This window comes from Microbacterium sp., from assembly GCF_031180975.1.
Taxonomy (GTDB): Bacteria; Actinomycetota; Actinomycetes; order Actinomycetales; family Microbacteriaceae; genus Microbacterium.
Genome location: NZ_JAPSLI010000003.1, coordinates 310,869 through 335,961, shown reverse-complemented (window position 1 = coordinate 335,961; position 25,093 = coordinate 310,869). Strand labels below are relative to the sequence as shown.

28 protein-coding genes are annotated in these 25,093 nt (G+C 70.4%); 12 read left to right on the top strand and 16 right to left on the bottom strand.

Going from position 1 to position 25,093, the window contains the following annotated elements; all coding sequences use genetic code 11:
• Window position 1: 1 nt before the first annotated feature.
• A complete protein-coding gene (pdhA, locus tag RIF65_RS06415) occupies window positions 2-1,114 on the bottom strand; it encodes a pyruvate dehydrogenase (acetyl-transferring) E1 component subunit alpha (protein ID WP_309066485.1) in 1,113 nt (370 codons plus the stop codon).
• Window positions 1,115-1,279: 165 nt separating this feature from the next.
• On the opposite strand from pdhA, the gene RIF65_RS06410 reads away from it, so the two are divergent.
• Window positions 1,280-1,753, top strand: coding sequence for an Lrp/AsnC family transcriptional regulator (locus tag RIF65_RS06410; RefSeq protein WP_309066484.1), 474 nt, complete (start codon window positions 1,280-1,282; stop codon window positions 1,751-1,753).
• Here RIF65_RS06410 and RIF65_RS06405 read toward each other — a convergent pair.
• Window positions 1,725-2,630 (bottom strand): alpha/beta fold hydrolase, encoded by a 906-nt coding sequence (locus RIF65_RS06405; RefSeq protein ID WP_309066483.1) that lies wholly within the window; start codon window positions 2,628-2,630, stop codon window positions 1,725-1,727. The genes RIF65_RS06410 and RIF65_RS06405 overlap by 29 nt on opposite strands.
• 71 nt (window positions 2,631-2,701) lie before the next feature.
• Here RIF65_RS06405 and RIF65_RS06400 point away from each other — a divergent pair, with 71 nt between their 5' ends.
• Window positions 2,702-3,409: a 3'-5' exonuclease gene (locus RIF65_RS06400; protein WP_309066482.1), complete on the top strand. Its 708-nt coding sequence runs from the start codon at window positions 2,702-2,704 to the stop codon at window positions 3,407-3,409.
• Between the two features lie 14 nt (window positions 3,410-3,423).
• On the opposite strand, the gene RIF65_RS06395 is transcribed toward RIF65_RS06400, so the two are convergent.
• The 4 genes from RIF65_RS06395 to glgA form a co-directional block, all read right to left on the bottom strand.
• Window positions 3,424-4,605 (bottom strand): hypothetical protein, encoded by a 1,182-nt coding sequence (locus RIF65_RS06395; RefSeq protein WP_309066481.1) that lies wholly within the window; start codon window positions 4,603-4,605, stop codon window positions 3,424-3,426.
• Between the two features lie 299 nt (window positions 4,606-4,904).
• Window positions 4,905-5,156 carry a type B 50S ribosomal protein L31 gene (locus tag RIF65_RS06390; protein WP_309066480.1) on the bottom strand — a complete coding sequence of 84 codons (252 nt, stop codon included), beginning with the start codon at window positions 5,154-5,156 and terminating at the stop codon, window positions 4,905-4,907.
• 102 nt (window positions 5,157-5,258) lie between these two features.
• Window positions 5,259-6,044 carry an ABC transporter ATP-binding protein gene (locus RIF65_RS06385; RefSeq protein WP_309066479.1) on the bottom strand — a complete coding sequence of 262 codons (786 nt, stop codon included), beginning with the start codon at window positions 6,042-6,044 and terminating at the stop codon, window positions 5,259-5,261.
• Window positions 6,045-6,061: 17 nt separating this feature from the next.
• Window positions 6,062-7,246 carry a glycogen synthase gene (gene glgA, locus RIF65_RS06380; protein ID WP_309066478.1) on the bottom strand — a complete coding sequence of 395 codons (1,185 nt, stop codon included), beginning with the start codon at window positions 7,244-7,246 and terminating at the stop codon, window positions 6,062-6,064.
• Between the two features lie 46 nt (window positions 7,247-7,292).
• On the opposite strand from glgA, the gene glgC reads away from it, so the two are divergent.
• Genes glgC through RIF65_RS06365 form a run of 3 tightly spaced genes read left to right on the top strand, consistent with a single transcriptional unit; the run spans window position 7,293 to window position 9,924 of the window.
• Complete coding sequence (gene glgC, locus RIF65_RS06375) at window positions 7,293-8,537, top strand: glucose-1-phosphate adenylyltransferase (RefSeq protein WP_309066477.1); 1,245 nt, start codon at window positions 7,293-7,295, stop codon at window positions 8,535-8,537.
• A gap of 17 nt (window positions 8,538-8,554) precedes the next feature.
• A complete protein-coding gene (gene serB / locus RIF65_RS06370; protein ID WP_309066476.1) occupies window positions 8,555-9,190 on the top strand; it encodes a phosphoserine phosphatase SerB in 636 nt (211 codons plus the stop codon).
• A 47-nt stretch (window positions 9,191-9,237) separates the two neighbouring features.
• Window positions 9,238-9,924, top strand: coding sequence for an alpha/beta fold hydrolase (locus RIF65_RS06365; RefSeq protein WP_309066475.1), 687 nt, complete (start codon window positions 9,238-9,240; stop codon window positions 9,922-9,924).
• Between the two features lie 3 nt (window positions 9,925-9,927).
• Here RIF65_RS06365 and fabG read toward each other — a convergent pair whose 3' ends face one another.
• The gene (gene fabG, locus RIF65_RS06360; protein WP_309066474.1) at window positions 9,928-10,638 is read right to left on the bottom strand and encodes a 3-oxoacyl-ACP reductase FabG; all 711 of its coding nucleotides are present in this window, start codon (window positions 10,636-10,638) and stop codon (window positions 9,928-9,930) included.
• A 104-nt stretch (window positions 10,639-10,742) separates the two neighbouring features.
• On the opposite strand from fabG, the gene RIF65_RS06355 reads away from it, so the two are divergent.
• The 4 genes from RIF65_RS06355 (at window position 10,743) to RIF65_RS06340 (ending at window position 12,620) form a co-directional block, all read left to right on the top strand.
• Entirely contained in the window at window positions 10,743-11,198 is a 456-nt protein-coding gene (locus RIF65_RS06355; RefSeq protein ID WP_309066473.1) for a DUF4190 domain-containing protein, read from the top strand.
• 62 nt (window positions 11,199-11,260) lie between these two features.
• Entirely contained in the window at window positions 11,261-11,608 is a 348-nt protein-coding gene (locus tag RIF65_RS06350; RefSeq protein WP_309066472.1) for a DUF3099 domain-containing protein, read from the top strand.
• A complete protein-coding gene (locus RIF65_RS06345; protein ID WP_309066471.1) occupies window positions 11,605-11,802 on the top strand; it encodes a hypothetical protein in 198 nt (65 codons plus the stop codon). The genes RIF65_RS06350 and RIF65_RS06345 overlap by 4 nt, the downstream gene beginning before the upstream one ends.
• Before the next feature lie 8 nt (window positions 11,803-11,810).
• Entirely contained in the window at window positions 11,811-12,620 is an 810-nt protein-coding gene (locus tag RIF65_RS06340; protein WP_309066470.1) for an SURF1 family cytochrome oxidase biogenesis protein, read from the top strand.
• Window positions 12,621-12,826: 206 nt separating this feature from the next.
• On the opposite strand, the gene RIF65_RS06335 is transcribed toward RIF65_RS06340, so the two are convergent.
• The 4 genes from RIF65_RS06335 to RIF65_RS06320 form a co-directional block, all read right to left on the bottom strand.
• A complete protein-coding gene (locus tag RIF65_RS06335; protein WP_309066469.1) occupies window positions 12,827-13,798 on the bottom strand; it encodes a DUF222 domain-containing protein in 972 nt (323 codons plus the stop codon).
• Between the two features lie 99 nt (window positions 13,799-13,897).
• The gene (locus RIF65_RS06330; protein WP_309066468.1) at window positions 13,898-14,434 is read right to left on the bottom strand and encodes a hypothetical protein; all 537 of its coding nucleotides are present in this window, start codon (window positions 14,432-14,434) and stop codon (window positions 13,898-13,900) included.
• 144 nt (window positions 14,435-14,578) lie between these two features.
• Window positions 14,579-16,177, bottom strand: a complete 1,599-nt coding sequence (locus RIF65_RS06325; protein WP_309066467.1) for an ABC-F family ATP-binding cassette domain-containing protein — start codon at window positions 16,175-16,177, stop codon at window positions 14,579-14,581.
• Window positions 16,178-16,263: 86 nt separating this feature from the next.
• Entirely contained in the window at window positions 16,264-17,286 is a 1,023-nt protein-coding gene (locus tag RIF65_RS06320; RefSeq protein WP_309066466.1) for an Lrp/AsnC family transcriptional regulator, read from the bottom strand.
• A 114-nt stretch (window positions 17,287-17,400) separates the two neighbouring features.
• On the opposite strand from RIF65_RS06320, the gene RIF65_RS06315 reads away from it, so the two are divergent.
• Window positions 17,401-18,627, top strand: a complete 1,227-nt coding sequence (locus RIF65_RS06315; RefSeq protein ID WP_309066465.1) for an amidohydrolase — start codon at window positions 17,401-17,403, stop codon at window positions 18,625-18,627.
• A 31-nt stretch (window positions 18,628-18,658) separates the two neighbouring features.
• Window positions 18,659-20,056: a DUF3100 domain-containing protein gene (locus RIF65_RS06310; RefSeq protein ID WP_309066464.1), complete on the top strand. Its 1,398-nt coding sequence runs from the start codon at window positions 18,659-18,661 to the stop codon at window positions 20,054-20,056.
• Between the two features lie 9 nt (window positions 20,057-20,065).
• On the opposite strand, the gene RIF65_RS06305 is transcribed toward RIF65_RS06310, so the two are convergent.
• From RIF65_RS06305 to RIF65_RS06295, 3 genes are read right to left on the bottom strand one after another with little or no spacing between them, the layout of a single operon-like run.
• The gene (locus RIF65_RS06305) at window positions 20,066-20,662 is read right to left on the bottom strand and encodes an energy-coupling factor transporter transmembrane component T (RefSeq protein WP_309066463.1); all 597 of its coding nucleotides are present in this window, start codon (window positions 20,660-20,662) and stop codon (window positions 20,066-20,068) included.
• Complete coding sequence (locus tag RIF65_RS06300) at window positions 20,659-21,351, bottom strand: energy-coupling factor ABC transporter ATP-binding protein (RefSeq protein ID WP_309066462.1); 693 nt, start codon at window positions 21,349-21,351, stop codon at window positions 20,659-20,661. Before RIF65_RS06300 ends, RIF65_RS06305 begins: the two co-directional genes overlap by 4 nt.
• 25 nt (window positions 21,352-21,376) lie before the next feature.
• The gene (locus RIF65_RS06295; protein WP_309066461.1) at window positions 21,377-21,952 is read right to left on the bottom strand and encodes a biotin transporter BioY; all 576 of its coding nucleotides are present in this window, start codon (window positions 21,950-21,952) and stop codon (window positions 21,377-21,379) included.
• A 75-nt stretch (window positions 21,953-22,027) separates the two neighbouring features.
• Here RIF65_RS06295 and RIF65_RS06290 point away from each other — a divergent pair, with 75 nt between their 5' ends.
• Window positions 22,028-22,576: a TetR family transcriptional regulator gene (locus RIF65_RS06290; RefSeq protein WP_309066460.1), complete on the top strand. Its 549-nt coding sequence runs from the start codon at window positions 22,028-22,030 to the stop codon at window positions 22,574-22,576.
• Here RIF65_RS06290 and RIF65_RS06285 read toward each other — a convergent pair.
• Together RIF65_RS06285 and RIF65_RS06280 are read right to left on the bottom strand one after the other, a co-directional pair.
• Window positions 22,551-23,927, bottom strand: coding sequence for an MFS transporter (locus RIF65_RS06285; protein ID WP_309066459.1), 1,377 nt, complete (start codon window positions 23,925-23,927; stop codon window positions 22,551-22,553). The genes RIF65_RS06290 and RIF65_RS06285 overlap by 26 nt on opposite strands.
• Window positions 23,924-25,093: a MalY/PatB family protein gene (locus RIF65_RS06280; protein WP_309066458.1), complete on the bottom strand. Its 1,170-nt coding sequence runs from the start codon at window positions 25,091-25,093 to the stop codon at window positions 23,924-23,926. The genes RIF65_RS06285 and RIF65_RS06280 overlap by 4 nt, the downstream gene beginning before the upstream one ends.

The window sequence follows — 25,093 nt, the reverse complement described above, 5'->3', positions numbered from 1 at the left end:
GTCACACCTCCCCGTAGGCGGCGAGATACGCCGCGTACTCGTCGCGCTGGCGCTGCAGGCCGGAGTGCGGCTCGGCGTACACGCCGTCGAAGACGGCGAGCGGGGGCCGCGTGGTCATCCCCAGGCACGCCGCGCGCATCTCTCGCGCCGCGGTGTCGGCCTGTTCCTGCACGTCGGCGACGTGCTCGTCGGTGAGCTCGCCGGCCGCGCGCAGGTGCGCTTCGAGACGCGCGATGGGGTCGAGACGGCGCCAGTGCTCGAGCTGCGTGTCGTCGCGGTACCGCTTCGGGTCGTCGGCCGTGGTGTGCGGGCCCATCCGGTACGTGACGGCTTCGATGTAGGCCGGGCCACGGCCGGCACGGGCGTGCTCGAGCGCCCAGCGCATCGCGGCGAGGCAGGCGAGCACGTCGTTGCCGTCGACGCGCATGCTCGGGATGCCGAACCCCGGCGCGCGGCCCGCGAGCGGGTACTGCGACTGCAGACCGACCGGCTCCGAGATGGCCCAGTGGTTGTTCTGGCAGACGAACACGACGGGCGCGCGGTAGGACGAGGCGAACACCATCGCTTCGTTGACGTCGCCCTGGCTGGTCGCACCGTCGCCGAAGTACGCCACCGCGACCTCGTCGGTGCCGTCGTGCCGGATGCCGACGCCGTAGCCCACCGCATGCAGGGTCTGTGCTCCGATGATGATCTGCAGCGGCGCCATCCGCATGACGGCCGGGTCGTAGGCGGCGCCCTCCTCGCCGCGCCACATCCGCACGTAGTCGCCCGGCTGCGCGCCGCGGACGAGCATCACGCCGGTCTCGCGATAGCTGGGGAAGACGAAGTCCTGCGGCGCAAGCGCCCTGGCGGTGCCGATCTGGGCGGCCTCCTGCCCCTGACAGGGTGCCCACAGCCCGAGCTGGCCCTGCCGTTGCAGTGCGACGCCCTCGGCGTCGATCCGGCGCAGCACGACCATGTCGCGGTGCAGTGCGCGCAGCACGTCGGCGTCGATGTCGGCGAGATGGCGGTCCAGCTGCGGATTCGGCAGTCGGGTGCCGTCCGGCGCGAGGATGCGCTCGGTGAGTTCGAGATCGTTGTGGGTGTCGACGATCGGGGTGGTGTGCGGTGACATCGGCGTCCTCCTGACGTGCTGCCCTTGTGGGGCGTCCACGGCGACCGACGTCTTCGTCGGCCCTATCTGAAGGGTACGTCCGCCTGACACCACGCTCAAGCATCTGTGCGAGCGGTGAGCATGTTGCCCAGTGTCGGGCACGGCGTGCTGATATCGTGTGGCACTATGCCCACTCTTGATCGGATCGATCTCGAACTGCTCACCGCTCTGTCTGAGGACCCGCGGACCACCGTCGTGGCGCTCGCCGAGCGACTGCGACTGTCGCGGAACACGATCCAGGCGCGCATGGCCAGGCTCGAGCAGACCGGGGTGTTCCAGTCCTACGAGCGGGCGTACTCCACCGAGGTGCTCGGCTTCCCTCTGCAGGCGTTCATCAGCATCGGCGTGCGCCAGACCGAGCTGCCGCGCATCATCGCCGAGCTCGCGCGTGTACCCGAGGTCGTGCAGGCGCACGGCCTGAGCGGCTCGGTCGACCTGCTCGCCCGAGTGGCGTGCCGCGACGCTCGGCACCTGTTCGACACCGATGCGCGCATCCTGTCGATCGACGGGGTGGAGCGCACCGAGACGTCGCTCGCGATGGGCGAGGTCATCCCGTTCCGCGTCGCGGGGCTCATCGGTCTGGCGCGACGCGAAGCCTGAGGAAGCGGCGGATCGCCCCCGCCGCCTCGGCAGGAGTCTCGTAGTGGATGAGGTGTCCGACATCCGCGATCTCGACGAGTTCCGCGTTCGGGAACATGCGGGCCAGGCGCCGCTCAGCCTCGATCGGGGTGATGTCGTCCTTCTGCGCGGCGATGAGGAGCGTCTCCACGTCGATCACCCCGGCGAAGGCGCGCACGTCGTGTGAGACGCTGGTCACGAACGCCTCGCGCAGCACCTCGCGGTCGGCGAAGCGGGAGAAGTACGTGTCGTGCTGGTCGTGGATGAAGCGACGCAACTTCGGATCGCGGGTCTTTGCCATCGCGATGCTCATGACGCGCACGATCAGCGGGTTGCGCAGCAGCGCCGTGCCGAGCCGCTCCGGCAGCAGTGCGCCGAGCCGGTAGTACAGCACCGCGAGGCGGGTGAGGATGCCCTTGGGCCCCTCGAGGGCGGGCGCGCCGATCGGGTTGATCAGGATGAGACGCGGCGTGCTGAGCCCGCCTGCCACGGCCGCCGCGGCGACGATCGACCCGAACGAGTGGCCGAGCACCACGGCACCGGGCGCCACTGCCCGCGCGAACTCGGCGAGCCAGCCCGCGTACGCGCTCAGGTCGTGCTGTCGCCCCGGGAGCGGCGGCGTCTCGCCGAACCCCGGCAGGTCGGGTGAGATGACGCGGATGCCAGGCAGGTAGGCGACCACCGGTTCGAGGCCGTGGTGCTCCCCCCGGAAGCCGTGCACGGCGACGATCGTCGCCTCGGCCTCCCCCGCGGGCGGGCCGTACACCCAGTACGCCGTCGTCCCGCCCGCCACCTCCACGTCGTGCCGTTCGACCGGGATACCGGCCAGGCGGGCGGAGTACGGGGATGCTGCGGGCATGCTCCGAGTCTACGGCGCGTCCCCGTCGCCCCGTCGGAGCGATGTCCGAGCCGCCGCGTACCGTGCCGGGCATGACGACTCGCAACGGCTTCCCGTCCTGGCTCACCCGGGTGGGCGTGTTCGACCTGGAGACCACCGGAGTCGACGTGCGCACCGATCGGATCGTCACCGCACACATCGGCGTGCTCGACGTGCACGGCAGGGAGCTCGCCGCCCGCGACTGGCTGGCCGACCCCGGCATCCCGATCCCCGAGGGAGCCGCGGCGGTGCACGGGGTGACGACCGAGTACGCCCGCGCCCACGGCCGTCCGGCGCACGAGGTGGTCGGCGAGATCACCGGCGCGCTCACCGTGCTGCTGTCGCAAGGCCTGCCGATCGTCGCGTACAACGCGTCCTACGACTTCTCGCTGCTCGCGCATGAGGCGATGCGGCACGGACACCCCGTGCTGACCGACCCGACGCCGGTGATCGATCCGCTGGTGCTCGACAAGGCTCTCGACCGGTACCGGCGGGGCAAGCGCACGCTGGCCGTTGTGGCCGAGCACTACGCGGTGCCGCTGGACGCCGCCCACCAGGCTTCCGCCGACGCCGTGGCCGCCGGCCGGCTGGCGCTGGCGATCGCAAGGGAGTTCACGCTGCCCGAGTCCGCGGCGGAGCTGCACACCCGACAGATCGGCTGGGCCAGGGATCAGGCGGCGAGCCTCACCGAGTACTTCGTGCGGATCGGACGCCTCGACCCGGACGACGCGCTGGACGGCCGTTGGCCGGTGCGGGAATGACGGGTGCGGCCGATTCAGGGGACCAACGGGGCCGCGGCCTCGTAAACGCCGGCGTCCGTGCCGCCGAGGTACATGCGCCCGCCCGCGACGGCGATCGACGTGTAGGCACCGTAGCCGGGGATCATGGTGCCGTCGCCGTGATCCCAGTACGTCGTGGGCGGCAGCACTGCTGGGGCCGCGACCTGGGACCAGGTCACCCCGTCCCGAGACGCGTACACGAGGTTGGTGCCGTGGTCGATGCCCGTGCCGGCCATGCGCTTGCCCACGGCGTAGGCGATGCCGTTGCTCACCGTGATGTCGGCGATGCCGACATCACCCGGCCAGCGCGCGAACTTCACACCGCCTGTCTTGCCCTTCGCGTCCAAGTCGATGTAGACGAGCGAGTTGTAGCGGGCGATCAGGATCCGGCTGCCGAGCACTTCGACGTCGGCGGGATCGTGCACCATCGCATAGCCGGCGCTGCTGCCGAGATCGATCGATGACCATCGTCCGGCGCTGTAGACGTCGAGGATGCGATTCGGCGCGCCTTTGGCATCCCGCACCTCGGCGATCGCCGCCACCCGCCCGGAAGAGGCTGCGGCGAGCCAGTAGTACCGGTCCGCGTCATTCGACCCTGAAGCCGAGGCCCTGGCCCGTTCGATCGTCCAGGTGCGCCCTCCGTCCGAACTCTTCTTCACGGCCGCGAGGTACGGAGCAGGACCGTACTTCTTCTTGTCGGGGTTGACCACGCTGCCCGCCAGAAACAGCTCGCCACCGCTCTTGGCGACGTCGAAGACATGGATGAACGGAGTGACGGCGTTGTAGGCCCAGCTGCCGCTGCCGTTCGAGGCGAACCCGGTGTTCGCGGTCCAGGCGGTGCGCGGGTCGATGTCGGCGGTGTACACGGCCCGATCGAACACCCGGAGCGCCTTCAGCTCTTCTCCCTCCACGGTGAGGTGCTTGGTCTCAGCACCGGTGCTGACATCGACCGAGCTGAGATCCACCGGCCCGATGTTGCGATCGAAGTCGCCGTAACTGGAGTACACCTGACCGGCGGACACCGCCAGATCGGTGAGCGGCTGGGCCTTCGCGGCGGCGGAGCTGTTCACGCCCAGGCGGGCGGGCGTGGAAGTGGCCGCGAACGCGGGAGCGGCGAAGAGAGGGAGGAGCAGAGCCGCGGCGAGGGTCGCCAAGGCAGGTTTCGCGATGCGTCGCATGATTTCCTTCAGGGGACATCGCGGGCGGGCTCGCTCGTCCGCGAGGGTCGCCGGATCCCGGAAGCCGAGCGACCCCTTCCGTCACACGGCTTCCCCAAACGCCCCTCGACGCGACGCGTCACCCGTCCGCGTGATGGAAAGACGCCGCCCCTGGGGTGAGCGGCATCGCGTCTCCCGCTCCTGGGGAGAGACGGTCGACGCCTGTCACACTATCGCTCCCGCGGCCTCCCGCACGTTCCCAGGGCACACGAAAGGCCCCCGGCCCTCCCTGCGGAGGAGCGGGGGCCTTCCTGAACGGCTTACTTGCCGCCGAAGTTCTTGAAGCGCTGGTTGAACTTCTCGACGCGACCGGCCGAGTCCATGATGCGCTGCTTGCCCGTGTAGAACGGGTGCGAAGCCGAGGAGATCTCCACGTCGACGACGGGGTACTCCACGCCGTCCAGCTCGATCGTCTTGTCGCTGGTGACGGTCGAACGGGTGAGGAAGGTCTCGCCCGAGCCGAGGTCACGGAACACGACGGCCTGGTAGTCGGGGTGAATGTCAGTCTTCATGCGGAATCCTTGGATCGCGGAGGGTGTACTACGGAAAAGCCTGTGGATGCAGAGGCACCAAGGATCGATCTTACCAGTTCTCCGGCAAGGTCAGGAACCGGCTCAGGAGGAGGCGCGCGCCGCGAAGCGGCCGTCCTCCGCGCGCAGCGTGATCGGCATCCCGAACGCCTCGGTGAGGGTCTCGGCGGTGAGGGTCTCGGCGATGGGACCGGCGGCGACGGCGCGCCCCTCCCGGAGCAGCATCACGTGCGTGAAGCCGACCGGGATCTCCTCGACGTGGTGGGTGACCATGATCATCGCCGGGGACGTCGGCGACGCCGCGTAGCCGCCGAGCAGGGCGAGCAACTCCTCGCGCGAGCCGAGGTCGAGGCTGGCGGTGGGCTCGTCGAGCAGCAGCAGCTCCGGGTCGGTCATGACAGCGCGGGCGATCTGGACGCGCTTCTGCTCGCCGTCGCTGAGCGTGCCGAACAGCCGGTCCGCGAGGTGGTCGAGCTTCCATTCGATGAGCACCCGCTGGGCGCGGCGCTCGTCGATGCCCTCGTAGCTCTCGTGCCAGCGGCCGAGCACCGAGTAGGCCGCGGTCATCACGGCGTTCAGCACCGTCTCGTCGCGCGGCACACGGCGGGCCATCGCCGATGAGGCGAAGCCGATGCGCGGGCGCACCTCGAAGACGTCGGTGCGGCCGAGCGTCTCACCCAGGACGGTCACCGTTCCGGAGGTGGGGTGCAGCAGGGTGTCAGCGAGCTGCAGCAGCGTCGTCTTCCCCGCGCCGTTCGGCCCGAGGACGACCCAACGCTGATCGTCGGCGACCTCCCAGGTCACGTGATCGACGATATTGCGCCCTTCACGGCGCACCACGACATCGGCGAATTCCAGAGCGCTCGGCATGCGGCCAGCCTATCGGCTCAGGCGGTCAGCTCCTCGTAGAGCGCGCGGGTGGTGTCGGCGATCGCACCCCAGCTGAACTCGCTGCGGGCGCGCTCGCGCCCGGCGGCGCCGTACTCCGCGGCGCGCTCCGGGTCGGAGCTGACCTCGGTGAGCACCGCCGCCAGGTCGGACACGTATCGGTCGGGGTCGACCGGAGTTCCAGTGCCGTCCTGCACCTGCTCGATGGGCACCAGCCGCCCGGTCACGCCGTCGTCCACCACCTCAGGGATGCCGCCGGTGGCGGTGCCGACGACGGCCGCCCCGCAAGCCATCGCCTCCAGGTTCACGATTCCCAACGGCTCGTATACCGAGGGGCAGACGAAGGTGGTAGCTGCGGTCAAAATCGCCGACAGCTCGTCGCGCGGCAGCATCCGCTCGATCCAGATCACGCCGTCCCTGGTCTGCTGCAGCAGCCGCACCAGTTCCTGCACCTCGGCCATGATCTCGGGCGTGTCGGGCGCGCCGGCGCACAGCACGAGCTGCACCTCGGCGGGGAGCTGTTGCGCCGCGCGCAGCAGATACGGCAAACCCTTCTGTCGGGTGATGCGTCCGACGAAGACGACGGAGGGACGCGCGGGGTCCATGCCGATCGACCGCAGGAACTCGGGATTCTCGACGGGGCGCCACCGCTCCACGTCGATGCCGTTGTGGATCACGCGCACCCTGGCCGGGTCGACCTGGGGGTAGCTGCGCAGGATGTCCTGCCGCATCCCCTCGCTGACCGCGACGATCGCCGCCGCGTTCTCATAGGCGAGTTTCTCGATCCCACTCGACACGGCGTAGCCGCCTCCGAGCTGCTCGGCCTTCCAGGGCCGCAGCGGCTCGAGGCTGTGGGCGGTGAGGACGTGCGGGATGCCGTGCAGCTGCGAGGCGAGGTGGCCGGCGAAGTTCGCGTACCAGGTGTGGCTGTGCACCAGGTCCGCACCGGCGACGTCGCCGACCATCCGGAGATCGGTGCCCAGGGTCTGCACCGCCGGGTTCGCGTCGACGAGTTCGGCGGGGGTGCGATAGGCGTGCGTGCCCGGCTCGCCGCGCTCCGCGCCGAACGCCCGGACCTGCACGTCGATGCTGCGGCGCAGGGCCGACACCAGCTCCGCGACGTGCACTCCGGCACCGCCGTAGATCTCCGGCGGGTACTCCTTGGTGATGATGTCGACTCGCATGAATGAACGCTAGTACACGTCGGCTTTCGCCCTCTATGGTGGACCCATGTCGGCACCTAAGAAGGTTTTCGGGATCATCCTCGCTGGCGGCGAGGGCAAGCGACTCATGCCGTTGACGGCGGATCGTGCCAAACCGGCCGTCCCGTTCGGCGGCCAGTACCGACTGATCGATTTCGCCATCTCCAACCTCATCAACTCCGGCCTGCGACAGATCGTGGTGCTCACGCAGTACAAGTCGCACAGCCTGGACCGGCACATCTCACAGACCTGGCGGATGTCGTCGCTGCTCGACTCGTACGTGGCATCCGTGCCCGCCCAGCAGCGACTGGGCAAGCGCTGGTTCTCGGGATCGGCCGACGCCATCCTCCAGAGCCTCAACCTGATCGTCGACGAGAAGCCGGACATCGTGGTGGTGATCGGCGCCGACCACGTGTACCGGATGGACTTCCAACAGATGGTCGATGCGCACATCGCCAGCGGCGCGAAGGCGACGGTCGCCGGCATCCGTCAGCCGCTCGCGCTGGCCTCGCAGTTCGGCGTCATCGACGCCGACCCGGACGGCTCCGGCATGATCCGGGACTTCCTCGAGAAGCCGGCCAACCCGGCCGGGCTGCCGGACTCCCCCAACGAGGTGCTCGTCTCGATGGGCAACTACGTCTTCGACACCGACGCGCTGGTCGCCGCGGTGGAGGCGGACGGCGAGGTCGCCACCTCCGGGCACGACATGGGCGGCGACATCATCCCCTACTTCGTCGAGCGCGGCGAAGCCGCGTATTACGACATGAAGCAGAACGACGTACCCGGATCGTCGCCGCGCGACCGGTCCTACTGGCGGGACGTGGGAACGATCGACTCGTACTTCGACGCGCACATGGATCTCATCTCCACGCTGCCGGTCTTCAACCTGTACAACACCGACTGGCCGATCCGCACACAGAGTGTGAACGCGCCGCCGGCGAAGTTCGTCCGGGACGCCGTGGGCCGCATCGGAAACGCGATCGATTCGATCGTGTCGCTCGGCTCGGTGCTCTCCGGCACGCATCTGGAGCGCAGCGTCGTGGGCCCGCGCACCCTCGCGGCCGGCGGCTCGACGATCACCGACTCGGTGCTGCTGGATCAGGTCCACGTCGGGCAGGGCGCGCGCGTGCATCGCGCGGTGCTCGACAAGAACGTCGTCCTTGAGGACGGCGCGACGGTGGGCGTCGACCGCGCACGGGATCTGGAACGCGGCTTCACGGTGACCGAGTCGGGCATCACGGTGGTGGGCAAGGGCATTCGCATCCCCCGCTGACCGCTACGCTCGATCGGGTGACCGCTGCGCGTTTCCTCGTCGTCCTGGATGCCGATTCGACCCTCATCCGCAACGAAGTGATCGAGCTGCTCGCCGACGAGGCCGGTCGCCGCGCCGAGGTGCAGGCCGCAACCGATGCGGCCATGCGCGGCGAGGTCGACTTCGCCGCGAGTCTGCGCTCGCGCGTCGCCGCGCTGGAGGGAGTGCCCGTGGCGGCGTTCGCCCGGGTGCGCGCCCGGATCGAACCGACTCCCGGGGTGCGCGAGCTCACCGCCGCAGTGCGGGAGCGCGGCGGCGTGGTGGGAGTCGTCTCGGGCGGCTTCCACGAGATCCTCGACCACATCGCGCCGGGACTCGGCGTGGACCGCTGGCGCGCCAACCGGCTGACCGTCACCGACGGCGCGCTCGCCGGGACGGTCGACGGCGAGATCGTGGATGCCGCGGTCAAGGCCTCCTCGTTGCGTGAATGGGCCGCCGAGCTCGGCGTGGCTCGACACGCGACGATCGCGATCGGCGACGGCGCCAACGACCTGATGATGATGGCGGATGCCGGGCTCGGCCTGGCGTTCAACGCCAAACCCGCTGTGCGTCAGGCGGCGGGTCTGGTCGTGGGTCCCGTCGATCTGCGGGAGGTCATCCCGCTGCTGCCCTGAGCGTCGCTGCGCTGGCGGATGTCGGCGGTGCGTCGTAACGTCGCGGCATGGACATCCTTCTCATCCCCGGTCTCTGGCTCGACGCGTCCTCCTGGTCGGAGGTGACCCCGCACCTCGAGAAGGCGGGGCATCGGGTCGAACCACTCACGATGCCTGGACTGGGCGAGCCCGGGTCGGACGTCGGCATCGCCGACTGGGTCGCCGCGGTCGTCGAGCGGATCGACGCGCGGCAGGCCCCGGTGGTCCTCGTCGGGCACTCGGGCGGCGGCAACGTCGCCTGGGGTGCCGCCGACGCCCGGCCGGACCGCGTCGCACGCGTCGTGTTCGTCGACACCACGCCCCCGCCCACCGGGTTCGGGATCAGCGAGTTCGAGGTCGTCGACGGCGTGGTCCCGTTCCCGGGCTGGGACTCGTTCGACGAGCCGGACGTGCACGACCTCGACGCCGAGACGCGAGCGCGGACGGCGCCTCTCACGAAGAGCGTGCCCGCCCGCGTCCCGACCGATGCGATCGAGCTGTCGGACGCGAGGCGGTTCTCGATCCCGGTCACCATGCTGATGGGCGAACTGGATCGCCCCGCGCTCGAGGAACGGCTCGCGGAATGGGGGCCGTTCGAGGCGGAGTTCCGTGCCATCGACGACGTCGAGGTGGTCAAGCTCGGCTCGGGCCATTGGCCGCAGTTCTCGATGCCGGTGCGACTCGCCGAGCAGATCCGCGCGGCGGTCGAGCGCTGAGGCTCAGTGCCCCATGCCGAGGCCGCCGTCGACGGGGATGACGGCACCGGAGATGTAGGCGGCGTCGTCCGACGCCAGCCAGGTGACGACCCCGGCGACCTCGTCGGCGGTGGCGAACCGGCCGGCGGGGATGTTCGCCTTGTACTGCTTCTGCGTATCCTCCGGCAGCTCGGCGGTCATGTCGGTTTCGATGAAACCGGGCGCGACCACGTTCGCCGTGATCCCGCGGCCGCCGAGCTCGCGAGTCAGCGAGCGGGCGAATCCGACCAGGCCGCTCTTGGACGCGGCGTAGTTGACCTGTCCGGCGGAGCCGTACAGCCCGACGACGCTCGAGATGAGGATGACCCGACCGAACCGAGCGCGCAGCATCCCCTTGGAGGCGCGCTTGACCACACGGAACGAGCCGCCCAGGTTCGTGGCCACGACGCTGTCGAAGTCGTCCTCGCTCATCCGCATCATCAGGGTGTCCTTGGTGATGCCGGCGTTCGCGACGACGATCTCCACCGGACCGAGCTTCTGCTCGACCTCGGTGAACGCGGCGTCGACGGCGGCGGCGTCGGTCACGTCGGCGCGCACCGTCAGCGTGCCCTCGGGGCCCTCCCCGCTGCGGGCGGTGACCGCGACGCGGTATCCTTCGCGCACGAAACGCTCGGCGATCGCACGGCCGATGCCGCGGTTGCCACCGGTGACGAGGACGACGCGCTCAGCGCTCATGGGGCTCTCCTGCCTGTCGGGACGGACGCAGGCAATCCTATCGGCGCACGGGTTTGACACACGGTGAGCGAGCCTGCCAGCCTGACACCGACGAAGGGGGAACCGTGACGAACGACCAGCCGTACTACCAGCCACCGGCTCCGATACCGCAGGCAGGGCAGCACCAGGCCGGGCCGTACCCGGGAGCGGCGCAGCCCGCCGGAACGCAGCAGCCGGGAATGTACAGCCCTCCCCCGTACCCGGCCGCCCCGCACGCCCCCGGGTACGCCGCGCGGCCGACCAGCGGCCTGGCGATCACGTCGCTGGTCTGCGGAATCGCGGGCCTCGTCCTGGCCTGGCTGATTGTGCCGTTCCTGGCTTCCGTCGCTGCGATCGTCACTGGCCACATGGCGCTCGGACAGATGAAGCGCCGCCCGGATCTCGCGGGCAAGGGCATGGCGGTGACCGGCCTCATCCTCGGCTACGTCGCCGTCGGCTTGGCCGTGATCGGCATCCTCGGGGCGGCGCTGCTGCTGGCGACGACGGGCGTCGCGATCCTGCCGTTCCTCTTCACGAACTGACGCCTCTCCCCGCACCGCGACGCGACCTCGGGCGGCCGGGCGCGGCGTAGGCTGGAAGCACCGTGAAGCACCCCCGCGATACCCCCGCCGTCACCTCTCTGCCGCAGGCGCCGCATGACGAGGCGAGCCACCGCGTGCGCCGGTACGCGCTCACGATGGGCATCCGGATGGTGTGCTTTCTGCTGATGGCGTTCGTCCAGCCGTACGGGTGGTACACCTGGGTGTTCGCGATCGGCGCGGCGGTGCTGCCGTACATCGCGGTGGTGTTCGCGAACGCGGGACGCGACAGCACGGAACGCCCGGTGGAGTCCCCGGTCGTGCAGCTGCCTCCCGCGGCGTCGCGGCCCGCTGCTCCGAAGACCTCACCCGACGTGATCACGATCCACGAGAGCAAGGACGACACGGCGTGAGCGGCGACCTGCAGTGCTCGCGTGCGGAGTGCCGCAACGAGGCGACGCACACCATTCTGTGGCGCAACCCGCGCATCCACTCCGCGGACCGGCGCAAGGTGTGGCTGGCGTGCGATGAGCACGTCGACTTCCTCGGCGACTACCTGCGGGCGCGCGACTTTCCGGTCGCCGTCGAGGACGGACTCCCCCGGTGAGCCGGCGGATGCTGCGCTGGGGAGCGTACCTGCTGGTCGCCGCCGGGTTCGCCGTGGCGTGCGCGTTCCTGTCGCACTGGCAGTTCGAGCGCAACGAGGAGCGGGCCACGCAGATCGCCCTGGTGGAGCGCAACTACGACGCCGAGCCGGTTCCACTCGACGCGCTCATCGGCGCGGACGGGCGGCTCGATCCGGACGATCAGTGGCGTCCGGTGCTGCTGCGGGGTGAGTACCTCGACGGGCAGCAGGTGCTGGTGCGCAACCGGCCGCATGGTGGCACCAGTGCTTTCGAGGTGCTGGTGCCGTTCCGCGACGCCGGAGGCCAGGTGCTCCTGGTCGACCGCGGATGGGTGCCGCCCGGTGACGGCGACGCGCCGGAGGCCGTGCCCGCTCCCCCGTCGGGCGACGCCACGGTCGTCGTCCGGTTGCGACCTGGCGAAGCCCTTCCGGCATCCGGTCGAGGGGCCCCGGAAGGGCAGGTGCCGACCATCCATCTGCCGACCATCGCGGAAGCGGTGAACGGTGAGCTGGTCACGGGCGCGTACGGACAGCTGGTCTCGGAGGAGCCGGAGCCCGCGCACGCACTCGGGGCGTTCGCCTCGCCGACCGACGACCCCGGCCCGCACCTCTCGTACGCGATCCAGTGGATCCTGTTCGCGGTGATGGGTTTCGGTTTCATCGGCTACGTGATCCGCACCGAGGTCGTGAAGGCGCGCGAGGATCGTGAAGAGGCCGCCGGCTCGCCCGCCCGCCCCGCCGCTCGCCGCCGGGACCGGGATGCCGCCGACGAGGACGCCCTGCTCGACGCCCTGGGCTGACCGCGGCCGGACCCACCTTCACAGTTCTGCACTGTCTCGCAACGGATCCGGGAAGCGACTGCGACGTGCGGCCGGAGGCGCTCGGCGGGCGTTGGCGCGGGCAGCGGAGGTGTTCGGTGCGCCAGCGCAGGCGGTGGACGGATACGGTGCGCCAGTGCAGCCGGCTTGAGGGCGGCGTCCAGCGGTTCGCCTCTCCTGAACAGTGCTCAGGCGACCATCGGATGGAATCGTTGCGGTGGTGGGTGGATTCCGGTCCACGCGTACCCGAGCACGGCGCGCCGTCGCAGGACGTAGTGGTCGCCGCTGGGATGGTGCAGGACGAAGTCGTCTTTGCCGTCGCGGGTGATGCGCCACCCGTTGTGATGCAGGCTCATGTGGTGGAATCGGCAGAGCAGGATCCCGCGATCGATGTCGGTGCGGCCGCCGTCGGCGCTCCACTCGTCGATATGGTGCGCTTCGCAGTACGAGGCGGGGCGATCGCAGCCGCGCCACATGCATCCGCCGTCTCGCAGTGCGAGCGCGATGCGCTGTTTGGGTGTGAACAGGCGATGCTCCCGCCCCACGTCCAGCGGATTCCCGAACGAGTCGACGGTGACCGACACGGCACCGGTTTCGCACATGCGTTGCGCGACGAAACCGGCCGGAACCGCGACGAGGCCGTCCTCGGTGTGGGCGACCGGCGCCGGGGTGCCGTCGGCGCCGACCACCTGCACCAGGCGCACCCCCGCCTGCCGTGTGCCGAACACGCTCTCCGCGTCGGCCAGCACGCCCGCGCGGAGGATGTCGAGGAACAGGTCGTAGGCGAGCTGGTCGTTCGTGCGCGGGTCGTCGATCAGCGCGTCCGCGCGCGCCTTCTCCTCCGAGTCGACGAACCGGGGACCGCCCCGCCGCGGTCGCAGCGCCGCATCGAACACCGCCGCGAAGAACGCGTCGCCCTCGTCGTCGAACACGATCTTCGCGTGACGCGCACCGTCGGCGTCCCGCCAGGTGCGGAACACCCGCTTCTCGAGCCGCGCCAGGAACCGCTCCTGCGCCCCCTCCGGGTCGAGCAGGTCGCGGATCGTTCGCGCCGCCGACGCGAGCTCCTCGACCGTGCGCTCCGCCGCCTCGGCGATCAACTGCACAGCCGCCTGCGACCACGCCTCGCCCGATCGATCGCGGCACGCTCCTCCAGACAAATGTCATCGGGCAGGCCGCGCGCAGCGGGCGGTCACCGAGCCCGCGACGGATCGCGTCGTACTGCGCCGTCGTCAACGTCCCCGCCGCGAGCGCGGCATTCAACGGCGCATGCCAAACCACCGGCACCTCCGGCCGACCATTCGCGCCGCTCGCGCCGCTCGCGCCGATTCCGGCATCCGCCCCTCATCGGCACCCGCCCCGGCATGCGGAACAGGCCCGGCATCTGCTTCCGGCCCGGATCCCGCACCGGATTCCGCTCCCGCCCCAGCGCCCGCGTCACCCGCATCGCGCTGCCCGTCCAGCAGCGCCTGGCCCACCCGCACATCGCGCGACGCCTCGCCCTTGGTCGATCCGGTCACCTCCTGCACGAAACTCGCCGGCGAGCGATGCCCCTGCGACTGCGCGAGCCCGGAATGCCCCGTCTGCCGGGTCGAGCGATCGGCGACGACACCCGCCGCCACCACCCGGATCTGGTCCGCGAGACGCGACACCTGGGACGCCTGACGCAGCACCGCGACGACATCCGCATCCGACATCCCCACCATCACAGCCGCCGCTTCCACCAGCGACGCGCCCTCGCCGAGCCGCTCCCCCAGCGCGGGAATCAGCGACGCGACGTCGGTGAAAACTGCCATAGTTCATGATCACGCTGACCACCGACATTCAGAGACCTATCCGACCCCTCAGAACCCCACCGGGTAACAGATGCGTAACGGTTACACCGGTCCGCGCCGCATCCCGGTCCGGGACTGTTTCCCAGCGAGCAGACCGCCGCCGGCTCAGGCGAGCTCGATGAGCTCCTGATACTCCTTGCTCCAGATGTCCTCGACCCCGTCGGGCAGGATGAGCACGCGCTCCGGGTTCAGCGACTCCACCGCGCCGGGATCGTGCGAGACGAGCACGACGGCGCCCTCGTAGTGCGCGAGCGCGCCGAGGATCTCCTCGCGCGACGCGGGGTCGAGGTTGTTGGTCGGCTCGTCGAGCAGCAGCATGTTCGCGGACGACACGACCAGCGTCGCCAGCGACAGACGGGTCTTCTCGCCGCCGGAGAGCACGCCGGCCGGCTTGTGCACGTCGTCGCCGCTGAACAGGAACGAACCGAGCACCTTGCGGGCCTCGGTCTCGTTCAGGTCGGGCGCCGCGGAGATCATGTTCTCCAGCACCGACCGCGAGATGTCGAGGTTCTCGTGCTCCTGCGCGTAGTAGCCGATCTTCAGGCCGTGCCCCGGCTCGAGCTGCCCGGTGTCGGGCTGGTCGACGCCGGCGAGGATGCGCAACAGGGTCGTCTTGCCGGCGCCGTTCAGCCCCAGCACCACGACCTTCGACCCGCGATCGATCGCGAGATCGACATCGGTGAAGATCTCCAACGACCCGTACGACTTCGAAAGGCCGGATGCCATCAGCGGGGTCTTCCCGCACGGCGCGGGCTTCGGGAACCGCAGCTTGGCGACGCGGTCCTCCTGGCGCACATCCTCCAGCCCGGCAAGGAGCTTCTCCGCACGCGCGACCATCTGGTGCGCCGCGGCTGCCTTGGACGCCTTCGCACCGAACCGCGCGGCCTGCTGCTGCAGCTGCGTCGCCTTCTTCTCGGCGTTCGCGCGCTCCTTCTTGCGGCGCTCCTCGTCCGCCACCCGCTGGCGCAGGTAGTTCTTCCAGTTCATGTTGTAGATGTCGATGACCTGGCGGTTGGCGTCCAGGTAGAACACCCGGTTCACCGTCTCGCCGACCAGTTCCACATCGTGGCTGATCACGATCAGCCCGCCCTTGTACCCCTTGAGGAACTCGCGCAGCCAGACGACGCTGTCCGCGTCGAGGTGGTTCGTGGGCTCGTCGAGGATCATCGTCCCGGCATCCGAGAACAGGATGCGGGCGAGCTCGATGCGTCGACGCTGACCGCCGGAGAGCGTCTTCAGCGGCTGATCGAGGATGCGGTCGGGAAGCGAGAGGTTGTGCGCGATGGACGCCGCCTCCGCCTCGGCCGCGTAGCCGCCGAGCGCCTCGAAGCGCTCGGTGAGGTTGCCGAACCGCTTCATCGCCTTCTCCGCGACGACCGGGTCGCTGGAACCCATCTGCTCCGACGCCTCGCGGATGCCGAGCGTGATCGACCCGAGACCGCGGGCGTCGAGGATACGCGTGCGCGCGAGCATCTCGGGGTCGCCCGACCGCGGATCCTGCGGCAGGTAGCCCAGCTCGCCCGACCGGGTCACCTTGCCCTCCGAGGGCAGCACGTCTCCGGCCAGCACCTTCGTGAGCGTGGTCTTGCCCGCGCCGTTGCGGCCGACGAGGCCGATCTTGTCGCCGTCAGCGACGCGGAACGACACGTCCGACATGAGTACGCGTGCGCCGACGCGTATCTCCAGTTCATGCACGGCGAGCACAGCGGTTATCCGTTCGTCAGGGGGTGATCCGGCCGAGGGGCCAGCCTCTCAGTATAGATCGGCCCCGCTGAACGCCCCCCGACCGCTCAGACTGCCGGGTCCGGCCGCGGGGCGAGCGGGACGATCGCTCCGGTGGCCTGACCACTGTCGTCGAGGATGCGTCCCATGTGCTTGGCGATCCTCAGAACGAGCGATCTGTCCTGGATACGGGCGGCGGGAGCCGCACGCTCGAAAGCCACCTCGAAGGCGTGGATGCCGGGAAGATCGCGCACCCATACCGCCAGCACCAGGTTGTAGCGGCTGGCGGTCAACGCGGCGAGCCGGATCTGCTGCACCTTCTTCAGTCCTTCACGCAGGTCGTGCATGATGCTCGCGGGCGCCTCGATGAAATACCAGGCGTAGACGGGCCACTCCGACCATCGTCGCGCGATGTCCGTGCGCAGCCGCAGCTCTCCCGATCGGCGAAGCACCGCGATCGCGTCTGTGACGCGCTGCGCGCTGACGCCCCAGCGCTTGCTGATCGAGGCGGCCGTCGCCCGCCCGTCGATCGAGAGCTCGTACGCGAGGATCTGTCTGAGTCGCTCCGGCACCGTCGCCGCCGCGCGCGGCCGAGGGGGCGGCACGGCAGGGAGAGCGGCCATCTCGGCGGGAGACAGCGTGCGCAGGCGCCAGTCGCCCCCTTCGAAGAACAGATCGATCCAGACGTGAGTGCGCACTGAACGGACACCTGGGAGCGCCGCCAGGCGCCCTGTCACGTAGCTGCCCAGCGCGTCCTGTCCCCCGCACGCCACCGTGACGAGCAGGTCTCGCGATCCCGCGGTCTGGTCCAGCACGTAGACCTCGCGGTCCTCCGCTAGTGTGGCCGCGGTCTCCGCGATGCGCTGCGGGTCGCATTCCACCTCGATCAGCGCGGCCCCGTCCGGCATCACCCCTCCGAGGCGGCCGGTGATCCAGGCGATCCCCTCCTCCTCCAGGCGTCGCCACCGGCGCGAGAGGGTCGCCGCGTCGGCTCCCACTATCGGTGCGAGCGCGCTCCAGCTCGCACGCGGTTCCACCTGCAGCGCATGCAGGAGCCTGCGGTCCACCGGGTCCAGGACTGAATCATGCATCACGTCTGATGATCTCGCATTTTCCGTGCAAGACCACCCACTGAACGGTTGCTTTCCTCACACTGGATGCAGCCGACGCACAGGGGCGAAGGCTCAGTGCAGTGAAGGAATCCCATGACAGACCAGACACCGGCCGACACCGCACAGCTCAAGGCGAGGGCCGAAGCCGAGATCGAAACGCGTCGCGCTCAGCTGATCGAGCTCAGCCACGCCATCCACGCGGACCCGGAGCTGTCGTGGGACGAGCATCGCGCGGTGGCGCGGATCGCCGACGTGCTCGCCGACGCCGGGTTCGCGGTGGAGGTCGGCGCCTACGGCATCCCCACCGCGTTCGAGGCTGTTTACGGCACGGGCGAGCTCACCGTCACGCTGTGCGCCGAGTACGACGCGCTGCCCGGGGTCGGCCACGCGTGCGGGCACAACGTGATCGCGGCCGCCGGCGTCGGCGCCGCACTCGCCCTCGCACCGGTGGCGGACGCCGCCGGGCTCCGCGTCAAGCTGCTGGGCACCCCGGCCGAGGAGCACGGTGGCGGGAAGGTCTCCCTCCTCGAGGCGGGCGCATGGGAAGACAGCCACTTCTCGATGATGGTGCACGGGTTCACCGGCGTCGACTTCGCGGCCGATGCGTTCCGGTCCACCGCGGTCGACCGGTTCGAGGTCGAGTTCAGCGGGCTCACCGCGCACGCGGCAGCCGCCCCCGAGCGCGGCATCAACGCCGGAGCGGCCGCCACCCTCGCCCTGACCGCCATCGCCCTGTTCCGCCAACACATGGGACCGGACGTCAACATCAACGCGTTCGTGTCGCACGGTGGCGAGGCGACCAACATCATCCCGGATCGTACCGTCGTGCAGGCCGAGGTCAGGGCGCAGGACCTCGACGTGTGGCGTCGCACCAAGGCCAGGGTGCTCTCCTGTTTCGAGGGGGCTGCCATCGCCACCGGATGCAAGTGGTCGTGGCGTTCCACCGAACATCCCTACGCACCGGTCGTGAGCGACCCCGACCTCGCCCGGCTGTGGGATGCCAACATGCCCGCACGCGGACGCACTCCTTCGTCGGAGCGGTGCCTCGGGGGCGGCTCGACCGACATGGGCAACGTGACGCAGGTCGTTCCGGGCATCCACCCGATGATCGCGTTCCTCGGGCAGGAGGCCGTTCCCCACAACCCCGACTTCACCGCTGCGGCGGCCACACCGGCGGCCGACGACGCCGCCATCGACGGCGGACTGCTGCTGGCCTGGACGGCGTTGGACGCAGCGCTCGATCCGACGCTGCGCGCCGACCTGATCCGTCGCCGCGCGGAGCGTCCCGTCGGCGGCACGCGCGCCACCATCACGCTCTGATCCGTCCACCCGAACCCCCGGAGAACCCCTCATGTCCGAAACCGTCCGCACGTCCGGCGCAGCGACGCAGCTGCGCCTGACGATCGCCTCGCCGCAACTGTGGATCCTCATCGCCTTCGCGGTCACACTCGCTGCCGCTGCCCAACTGCTCGGGCCGCTGGTCATCCCGATCGGCATCGCCTCGGTGACTCTGCTGCCCATGATCTGGGGCCTCGTGGCCGGAGCGATCGTCTCCGGCCAGCGGCTCAAGCCCTTTCCCGTGGACCTCCAGCACGCGGCCACGGGCCTCATGGGGGTGGGTGTGCTGGTGCTCGCCACCCGGCTGTCGTTCGAGATCGGACCGCAACTCCCCCTCGTGCTCCAGGCGGGACCCGCACTGCTGCTCCAGGAGGCCGGTCACCTGCTGGGCACCATCGCGCTGGCACTGCCTCTCGCCGTGCTCCTGAAGATGGGACCCGCCACCATCGGCGCGACGTTCTCCATCGATCGGGAGACGTCCTTCGCGATGGTCAGCGAGCGCTACGGTGCCGATTCACCTCAGTACCGCGGCGTCCTGTCGATGTACGTGTTCGGCACGGTGTTCGGCGCCCTGCTGGTGAGCCTGATCGCATCCGTGACCGCGTCGCTGGGCATCTTCGACCCGCGCTCTCTGGCCATGGGCGCCGGTGTCGGCTCCGGTTCGATGATGGCCGCGGCCGCCGCCGCGGTCGTCGCAAACCATCCCGAACTCGATCAGGAGGTCCTGGCCCTGGCCGCCACTTCCAACCTCATCACCAGCGTGCTGGGTCTGTACGTCGGGGTGTGGATCGCCCTCCCACTCGCAGAGCGGTTCTATCGGGCCCTCACCCGCGACAGGGACGGCGCCGTCGCGCGGCGTATTCCGCCGGCCCTGGCCGCGGACGCGGAGGCGGACGGGGCCGACGTGGGCACCGCAGATGTGCAGCCCACCACGACGCAGATCAAGGTCGCGAAGCTGCTCGGCGCGTCCCCCGTCACGATGCCGCTGTGGACGTCGCTCGGCGTCGTCGTCGGGATCGGCGTGATCGTGAGCTCGGTCGCGACGAAGTCGCTCAGGCCCGAGGTGCTGGTGGGCTACGGCCTGATTGCGGCGATCGTCCTGCTGGCGATCGGGCTGTCCAAGCTCTCGCGAGGACGTATCCCGGCGATCGTGACAGTGATGACCGTGGGCATCCTCTCCACCGCTCCGTTCGTCCCGTTCGGCGGGTGGGTGCTCGAGATGGCGCATGCGGTCGACTTCCTGTCTGTCACCACGTTCGTGCTCACGTTCGCGGGCCTCAGCCTCGGCAAGGATCTGCCCATGCTCCGCAGCATCGGCTGGAAGATCATCCCGGTCGGCACGGTCGCCATCGCGTCGTCGTTCCTGCTGTCCGTGCTGGTCGCGGAGCTCGTGCTGTCGGCGGTGGGCTGACCAGCCCTCTCAGCGGCCGATCCCGCGCGCCACCAGTGCGTCGCCCACGTCGTCGGCGTGCCGCATGGTCAGCACCATCAGCGGCAGCGCCGCGCGTGGCCCGAGTCGCACGCCTCGCGCACGCTGCGCATCGCGCACCTGGGCGGCGAAGCCGGAGATCACCGGGATCATCGTGATCGTCAACGACAGCGCGAGCGCGATGGAGTCCGGGTCGACGCCTACCCGGCGCAACGGCGCCAGGATCCGGCGCAGCACCTCGAGCAGCTCGCCGGTGCGCGTGGTGCGGGTCACGAGCTCGGCGAGCAGCAGCAGCGCCACCACCCGGCCAGTGTTCACCACGGCCTCGGTGGGCGAGACGAGCAGCCACAGCGCGCCCCCGAGCACGAGCATCAGCCAGCGCAACCGCCACCACGCCTCGCCGAGGGCACGCCACGACAGCCCGGCGACCGGGTACAGCGCCGAGACGACGACGAGCGCGCCGATCGTCCCGTTGACGTCCAGCGGCAGCAGCGACAGCCCCAGCGCCGAGAGGGCGAGCAGGAGCAGCTTCGCTCCTGCCGGCATCCGATGCAGGATGCCGGTGCCCGGCCGGTACAGCGAGATCACGCACAGCTCCGGCGGTACTCGTCGATCACAGTCGCGGCCCCGCCGACGGCTCGCACCGTGCCGTCCTCGAACAGCACCGCCTCGTCGCATCGTGCGGCCAGTTCGAGATCATGGGTGAGCAGTATCAGCGGGACGTCGAGCCCGAGCAGGAGGTCCCCGACCCGCCGCGCGTTGCGCAGGTCGAGCAGCGTCGTCGGCTCGTCGGCGACGACCAGGTCGGGCGCGGTGGCGAGCACGGATGCGATGGCGAGCAGCTGACGCTGTCCGCCGGACAGCGTCGACGCGGGCACGTCCTCGAGACCTGCCAGGCCGTGCGCGGCCAGCACCTCCCGAGCGCGCTCACGGCGCTCCCCGCGGGGCAGGTGCCGCAGCGACAGCTCGACGTCCTCGAGCGGTGTGGGCATGAGGATCTGCGCCTCGGGATTCGTGAACACGAACCCGACACGCGGGCCGCTTGCGCCGCCTTGCGGGTCGCGGCCGAGCACACGCAGGCGACCTCCGCTGGGCGTGCGCAGCCCGTTCAGCAGTCGCGCGAACGTCGACTTCCCGGATCCGTTGGCGCCGATCACGGCGCAGCGCGGCGCGCACAGGGTGAGCGTGACGTCGCGGAGGATCGATCGGCCGTCGACATCCACCGAGACCTCCTCGGCGGAGACGACGGGCGCTTGAGTGCTGCGCGAACCGGTCACCGCGCTCGCCGTCGCCGAGCGGGAATCACGCGGCACGGGCGACCACGCCGGGGCGATCGAAGGCGCGCGGGTAGGCGCGCTGCAGGGCGACGGCCAGCACCGTGGCCACGGCCGCCTTGAGCAGATCTCCGGGGAGGAACACGAGTGCCGACAGCGCGGTGGGACCCAGCGGCACTCCGGTGACCAGCGCCTGGGCGGGCACGCCGAACAGATACACCACGCCGATCCCGCCGACGAGCGTGGCGAGGCCGGCGCGCCACCAGGTCAGGCGGCCGCGTCCGGCGATCAACCCGATCACGACGACCCCCACGACCCAGCCGAGCATGTATCCGGCCGTTGGTCCGGCGAAGACGCCGAGGCCGCCCCGGCCGCCCGCGAGCACGGGCAGGCCGATCGCCGCCAGCGCGAGCACGATCAGCACGGCAAGCGGCGCCCTGCGCGCTCCGAGCACCAGGCCGGCGAGCATCACGCCGAGCGTCTGGGCGGTGATCGGCACTCCTCCGGGCAGCGGCACGACCACCATGCCGAGCACCACGATCAGGGCGGCGAACACGGCCATGCGGGCGAGGTCGGCTCCGAGGGGGCGAGTGGGTTCGGTCATGGGGGCTCCTTGGAACGGGCGGAGGTGAGATACCTGAACAGTGTTCACCTGAACGTCGTTCACTATACTCGGAGGATGACCGCGCAACGGCACGACCGCGACAGTGTGACGGCGACGGCGCTCCGCCTCCTCGACCGTGTCGGCCTGCCCGACCTGTCGATGCGGCGGTTGGCGACAGAGCTGGAGGTGCAGCCCAGCGCGCTGTATTGGCACTTCCCGAGCAAGCAGGTGCTGCTCGCCGCGGTGGCCGACCGCATCCTGGCCTCGGTGCCCGAGCCGACGGCCGGGGCGGATCTCACCGCCGTCGCGTCCGCGATCCGCGACGCGCTGCTGGCCTACCGCGACGGCGCAGAGGTCGTGATGAGCACCTACGCCATGCGGCTCGGCGCCCGGCGCGCACAGGACACCCTGCAGGCCGTGCTCGGCGACGCCGATCCGGCCCTGGCCGATGCCGTCTTCGAGTTCGTCCTCGGTCACAGCACGCTGCTGCAGCAGCGCATGCACGCCCAGAGCGTGGGTGCGGTCGCGGACGCCGAGGCAGACCCGACCGCCGATCTCGACCGGGTGTTCCACGCAGGCATCCGCGCCTTCGCGGCGGTCAGCGCGGACCGTCCCCCAGCCTGAGCCCCGGCAGCAGCGACAGCACGAGCAGCGCCCCGGTGATCACGTACACGGTGACGAAGCCGGACCCCGCCAGCGGCAGCGTGACGAACCCGAGCCCTGCCACCGCGATCGCCACGGCCGAGCCGGTGGAGTCGGAGATCGACAGCGCCGACGAGTTGAATCCCTCGTTGGCCGGCGTCGAGTACGCCAGGGTGAGCACGGTCAGTCTCGGGTAGAGCAGCCCCATCCCGGCGCCGGCGAACGCCCACGCGAACAGCACCGTCCAGGGAGCGCTGACGGTGAGCGCGACGACGAGCACGCCGAGCACGGCGACGACGACGAGCGCGATGCCGATCAGAGCGATGCGGCGGCTGCCCATCCGATCTCCGTACCGGCCCTGCACGGCGGATGCCGATGACCAGGCCAGCGCGGAGAAGGTGAGCGCGAGCCCCGACACCGTGGGGCTGAAGGCGAAGTCCTCGATGAGCAGCTTCGGCACGTACGCCTCGGCGGCGAAGAACGCACCCGCCGCGAGCCCCCGCATCAGGATGACGCTGGGCAGGCCGGGCCGGGCCCGGAGCGTGCCGCGCGGCAGCAACGGCACGATCGCGACGAGGAGGACGGCCATCGCCGCGACCGCGAGCGGCCAGCCGATGACCGGCGGGGCGTCGGCGGCGAAACCCACGGACACCGCCGCTGCCGCGACGACCAGGGCGAGAAGCATGCGCCTTCCGATCGGAGGTCCGCCCGGTCCGTCCGTCGTGCCCTGCGTGTCGGGTGCGTCCAGCGACACACGGCGCAGCCGGCTCGCGACGAGGACGAAGGCGAGGACCGTGAGCACCGCCACGCCGAGGAACGCCCAGCGCCAGTGCAGGAACTCGGCGACGGCGCCCGCGAGGAACGGCCCGATCATCGACGGCACGACCCAGGCCGCGGCGAACGCCGCGAAGATCCGCCCGTGCAGGTCCGGCGGATACACCCGCGCCACGACGACGTAGAGCGCGACCGTCTGGCCGCCCGCGCCCAGCCCCTGGATCAGACGGCCGACTATGAAGGTGAGCATGTTCCCCGCGGCACCCGCGACGATCAGCCCGACCACGAACAGGCCGATGGCCGCGTACAGCGGCGCCCGTGGCCCGGAGCGGTCGCTCCATGCGCCGGCGGCCACCATCCCGATCACCCCCGTCGCCAGGGTCCCCGAGAACGCGACCGCGAACAGTGCCTGGCCGTTCAGATCCGCGCTCACGACGGGCATCACCGTGGTCACCGCGAGCGCCTCGGTGGCGGCGAGGAAGATCAGGACCACCGACCCGATCGTGATGCCGAGCCGGGTGCGATCCCAGATCGTCGTGGCGGACGCCGGGCCGCTCACTCCTGACCCGCGAGCGGATCGGTGCGCATCCGGCCGATGCGCGCGACGGCCTCGGTGAGGATCTCCGGGCTGGTGCCGAAGTTGATCCGGACATGTTCTGCGCCCTGGGCGCCGAACGTGGGACCGGCACTCAGAGCGACCTTCGCCTCGCGCAAGATGCGCCTGGCTGGGTTCGGCCCCCACGCCAGGCCGCCGAGGTCGACCCAGCCCAGGTAGCCGGCATCCGGGATGCGGTAGCGCGCCTCCGGCAGGTGCTCGGCGAGGAGGGATGCCAGCAGCCGGCGGTTCTCGTCGAGTGTCGCGAGGAGACCGTCGAGCCATTCGTCGCTTTCGGGCGAGAACGCGGCCACGGCGGCGATCAGGCCGAACTGCCCGGTACGCCACTCGACCTCGACGGGGAGGTTTCTGAGAACCGCTGTGGTGTCTTCGGCGCCGGCGATCATCACGGCGCACTTCAGCCCGGCGAGGTTGAACGCCTTGCTCGCGCTCGTGACGGCGTACCCGATGCGTCCGGCGGCCTCGCCGGAGGCGAGGAACGGGGTGAATCCGGCATCCGACTGCGCGAGCGGCGCGTGGATCTCGTCGGAGATCACCACCGCGCCGTGCTCCTCGGCGAGGCGCGCCAGCGCGTCGAGCGACTCCGCGGAGTGGACCGTCCCGGTCGGGTTGTGCGGGTTGCACAGCAGCACGGCACGCGCGCCGTCGACCAGCGCTGCGGCGATCGCGTCCAGATCCAGCTCCCAGGCGTCACCCGTGTCACGCAGCGGCACGCGCTCGACCGTGCCTCCGGCCTCGTCCACCAGGTCGAAGAACGGCGGGTAGATCGGCGGGTTGACGATCACCCGCTCCCCCGGCCGGATCACGCGGCGCAGGATCTCCACGATCCCCATGCTCACGTCGGCGGTGGAGCGCATTCGTGCGGGATCGGGAGTCCAGCCGAACCTGCGCTGGGCGAACCCGGCGTACGCCGCCGCCAGCGGGTTGCGGGAGGCGACGTAGCCCGTGTCGCCGGCGCGCAGCGCCTGCTCGAGAGCACGCGTGATCGCCGGCGCCAGCGGGAAGTCGGTCTCTGCGACGAACAGCGGCAGAACGTCGTCGGGATACTCCCGCCACTTCTCGCTGGTGCGCAGGCGCAGCTGCTCGAGCGGGAGGGCGGTGACCTTCAT

Excerpts from the sequence above, each read along its gene's own strand:
- glgA (WP_309066478.1), bottom strand. The coding sequence starts at position 7,246 with ATGCGAGTCGACATCATCACCAAGGAGTACCCGCCGGAGATCTACGGC.
- RIF65_RS06405 (WP_309066483.1), bottom strand. The coding sequence starts at position 2,630 with ATGCCCGCAGCATCCCCGTACTCCGCCCGCCTGGCCGGTATCCCGGTC.
- fabG (WP_309066474.1), bottom strand. The coding sequence starts at position 10,638 with ATGAGCGCTGAGCGCGTCGTCCTCGTCACCGGTGGCAACCGCGGCATC.
- RIF65_RS06315 (WP_309066465.1), top strand. The coding sequence starts at position 17,401 with ATGACAGACCAGACACCGGCCGACACCGCACAGCTCAAGGCGAGGGCC.
- RIF65_RS06290 (WP_309066460.1), top strand. The coding sequence starts at position 22,028 with ATGACCGCGCAACGGCACGACCGCGACAGTGTGACGGCGACGGCGCTC.
- RIF65_RS06365 (WP_309066475.1), top strand. The coding sequence starts at position 9,238 with ATGGACATCCTTCTCATCCCCGGTCTCTGGCTCGACGCGTCCTCCTGG.
- pdhA (WP_309066485.1), bottom strand. The coding sequence starts at position 1,114 with ATGTCACCGCACACCACCCCGATCGTCGACACCCACAACGATCTCGAA.
- RIF65_RS06295 (WP_309066461.1), bottom strand. The coding sequence starts at position 21,952 with ATGACCGAACCCACTCGCCCCCTCGGAGCCGACCTCGCCCGCATGGCC.
- RIF65_RS06280 (WP_309066458.1), bottom strand. The coding sequence starts at position 25,093 with ATGAAGGTCACCGCCCTCCCGCTCGAGCAGCTGCGCCTGCGCACCAGC.
- RIF65_RS06320 (WP_309066466.1), bottom strand. The coding sequence starts at position 17,286 with ATGCATGATTCAGTCCTGGACCCGGTGGACCGCAGGCTCCTGCATGCG.
- RIF65_RS06390 (WP_309066480.1), bottom strand. The coding sequence starts at position 5,156 with ATGAAGACTGACATTCACCCCGACTACCAGGCCGTCGTGTTCCGTGAC.
- RIF65_RS06330 (WP_309066468.1), bottom strand. The coding sequence starts at position 14,434 with ATGGCAGTTTTCACCGACGTCGCGTCGCTGATTCCCGCGCTGGGGGAG.
- RIF65_RS06310 (WP_309066464.1), top strand. The coding sequence starts at position 18,659 with ATGTCCGAAACCGTCCGCACGTCCGGCGCAGCGACGCAGCTGCGCCTG.
- RIF65_RS06385 (WP_309066479.1), bottom strand. The coding sequence starts at position 6,044 with ATGCCGAGCGCTCTGGAATTCGCCGATGTCGTGGTGCGCCGTGAAGGG.
- RIF65_RS06340 (WP_309066470.1), top strand. The coding sequence starts at position 11,811 with ATGCTGCGCTGGGGAGCGTACCTGCTGGTCGCCGCCGGGTTCGCCGTG.
- RIF65_RS06400 (WP_309066482.1), top strand. The coding sequence starts at position 2,702 with ATGACGACTCGCAACGGCTTCCCGTCCTGGCTCACCCGGGTGGGCGTG.
- RIF65_RS06410 (WP_309066484.1), top strand. The coding sequence starts at position 1,280 with ATGCCCACTCTTGATCGGATCGATCTCGAACTGCTCACCGCTCTGTCT.
- RIF65_RS06395 (WP_309066481.1), bottom strand. The coding sequence starts at position 4,605 with ATGCGACGCATCGCGAAACCTGCCTTGGCGACCCTCGCCGCGGCTCTG.
- glgC (WP_309066477.1), top strand. The coding sequence starts at position 7,293 with ATGTCGGCACCTAAGAAGGTTTTCGGGATCATCCTCGCTGGCGGCGAG.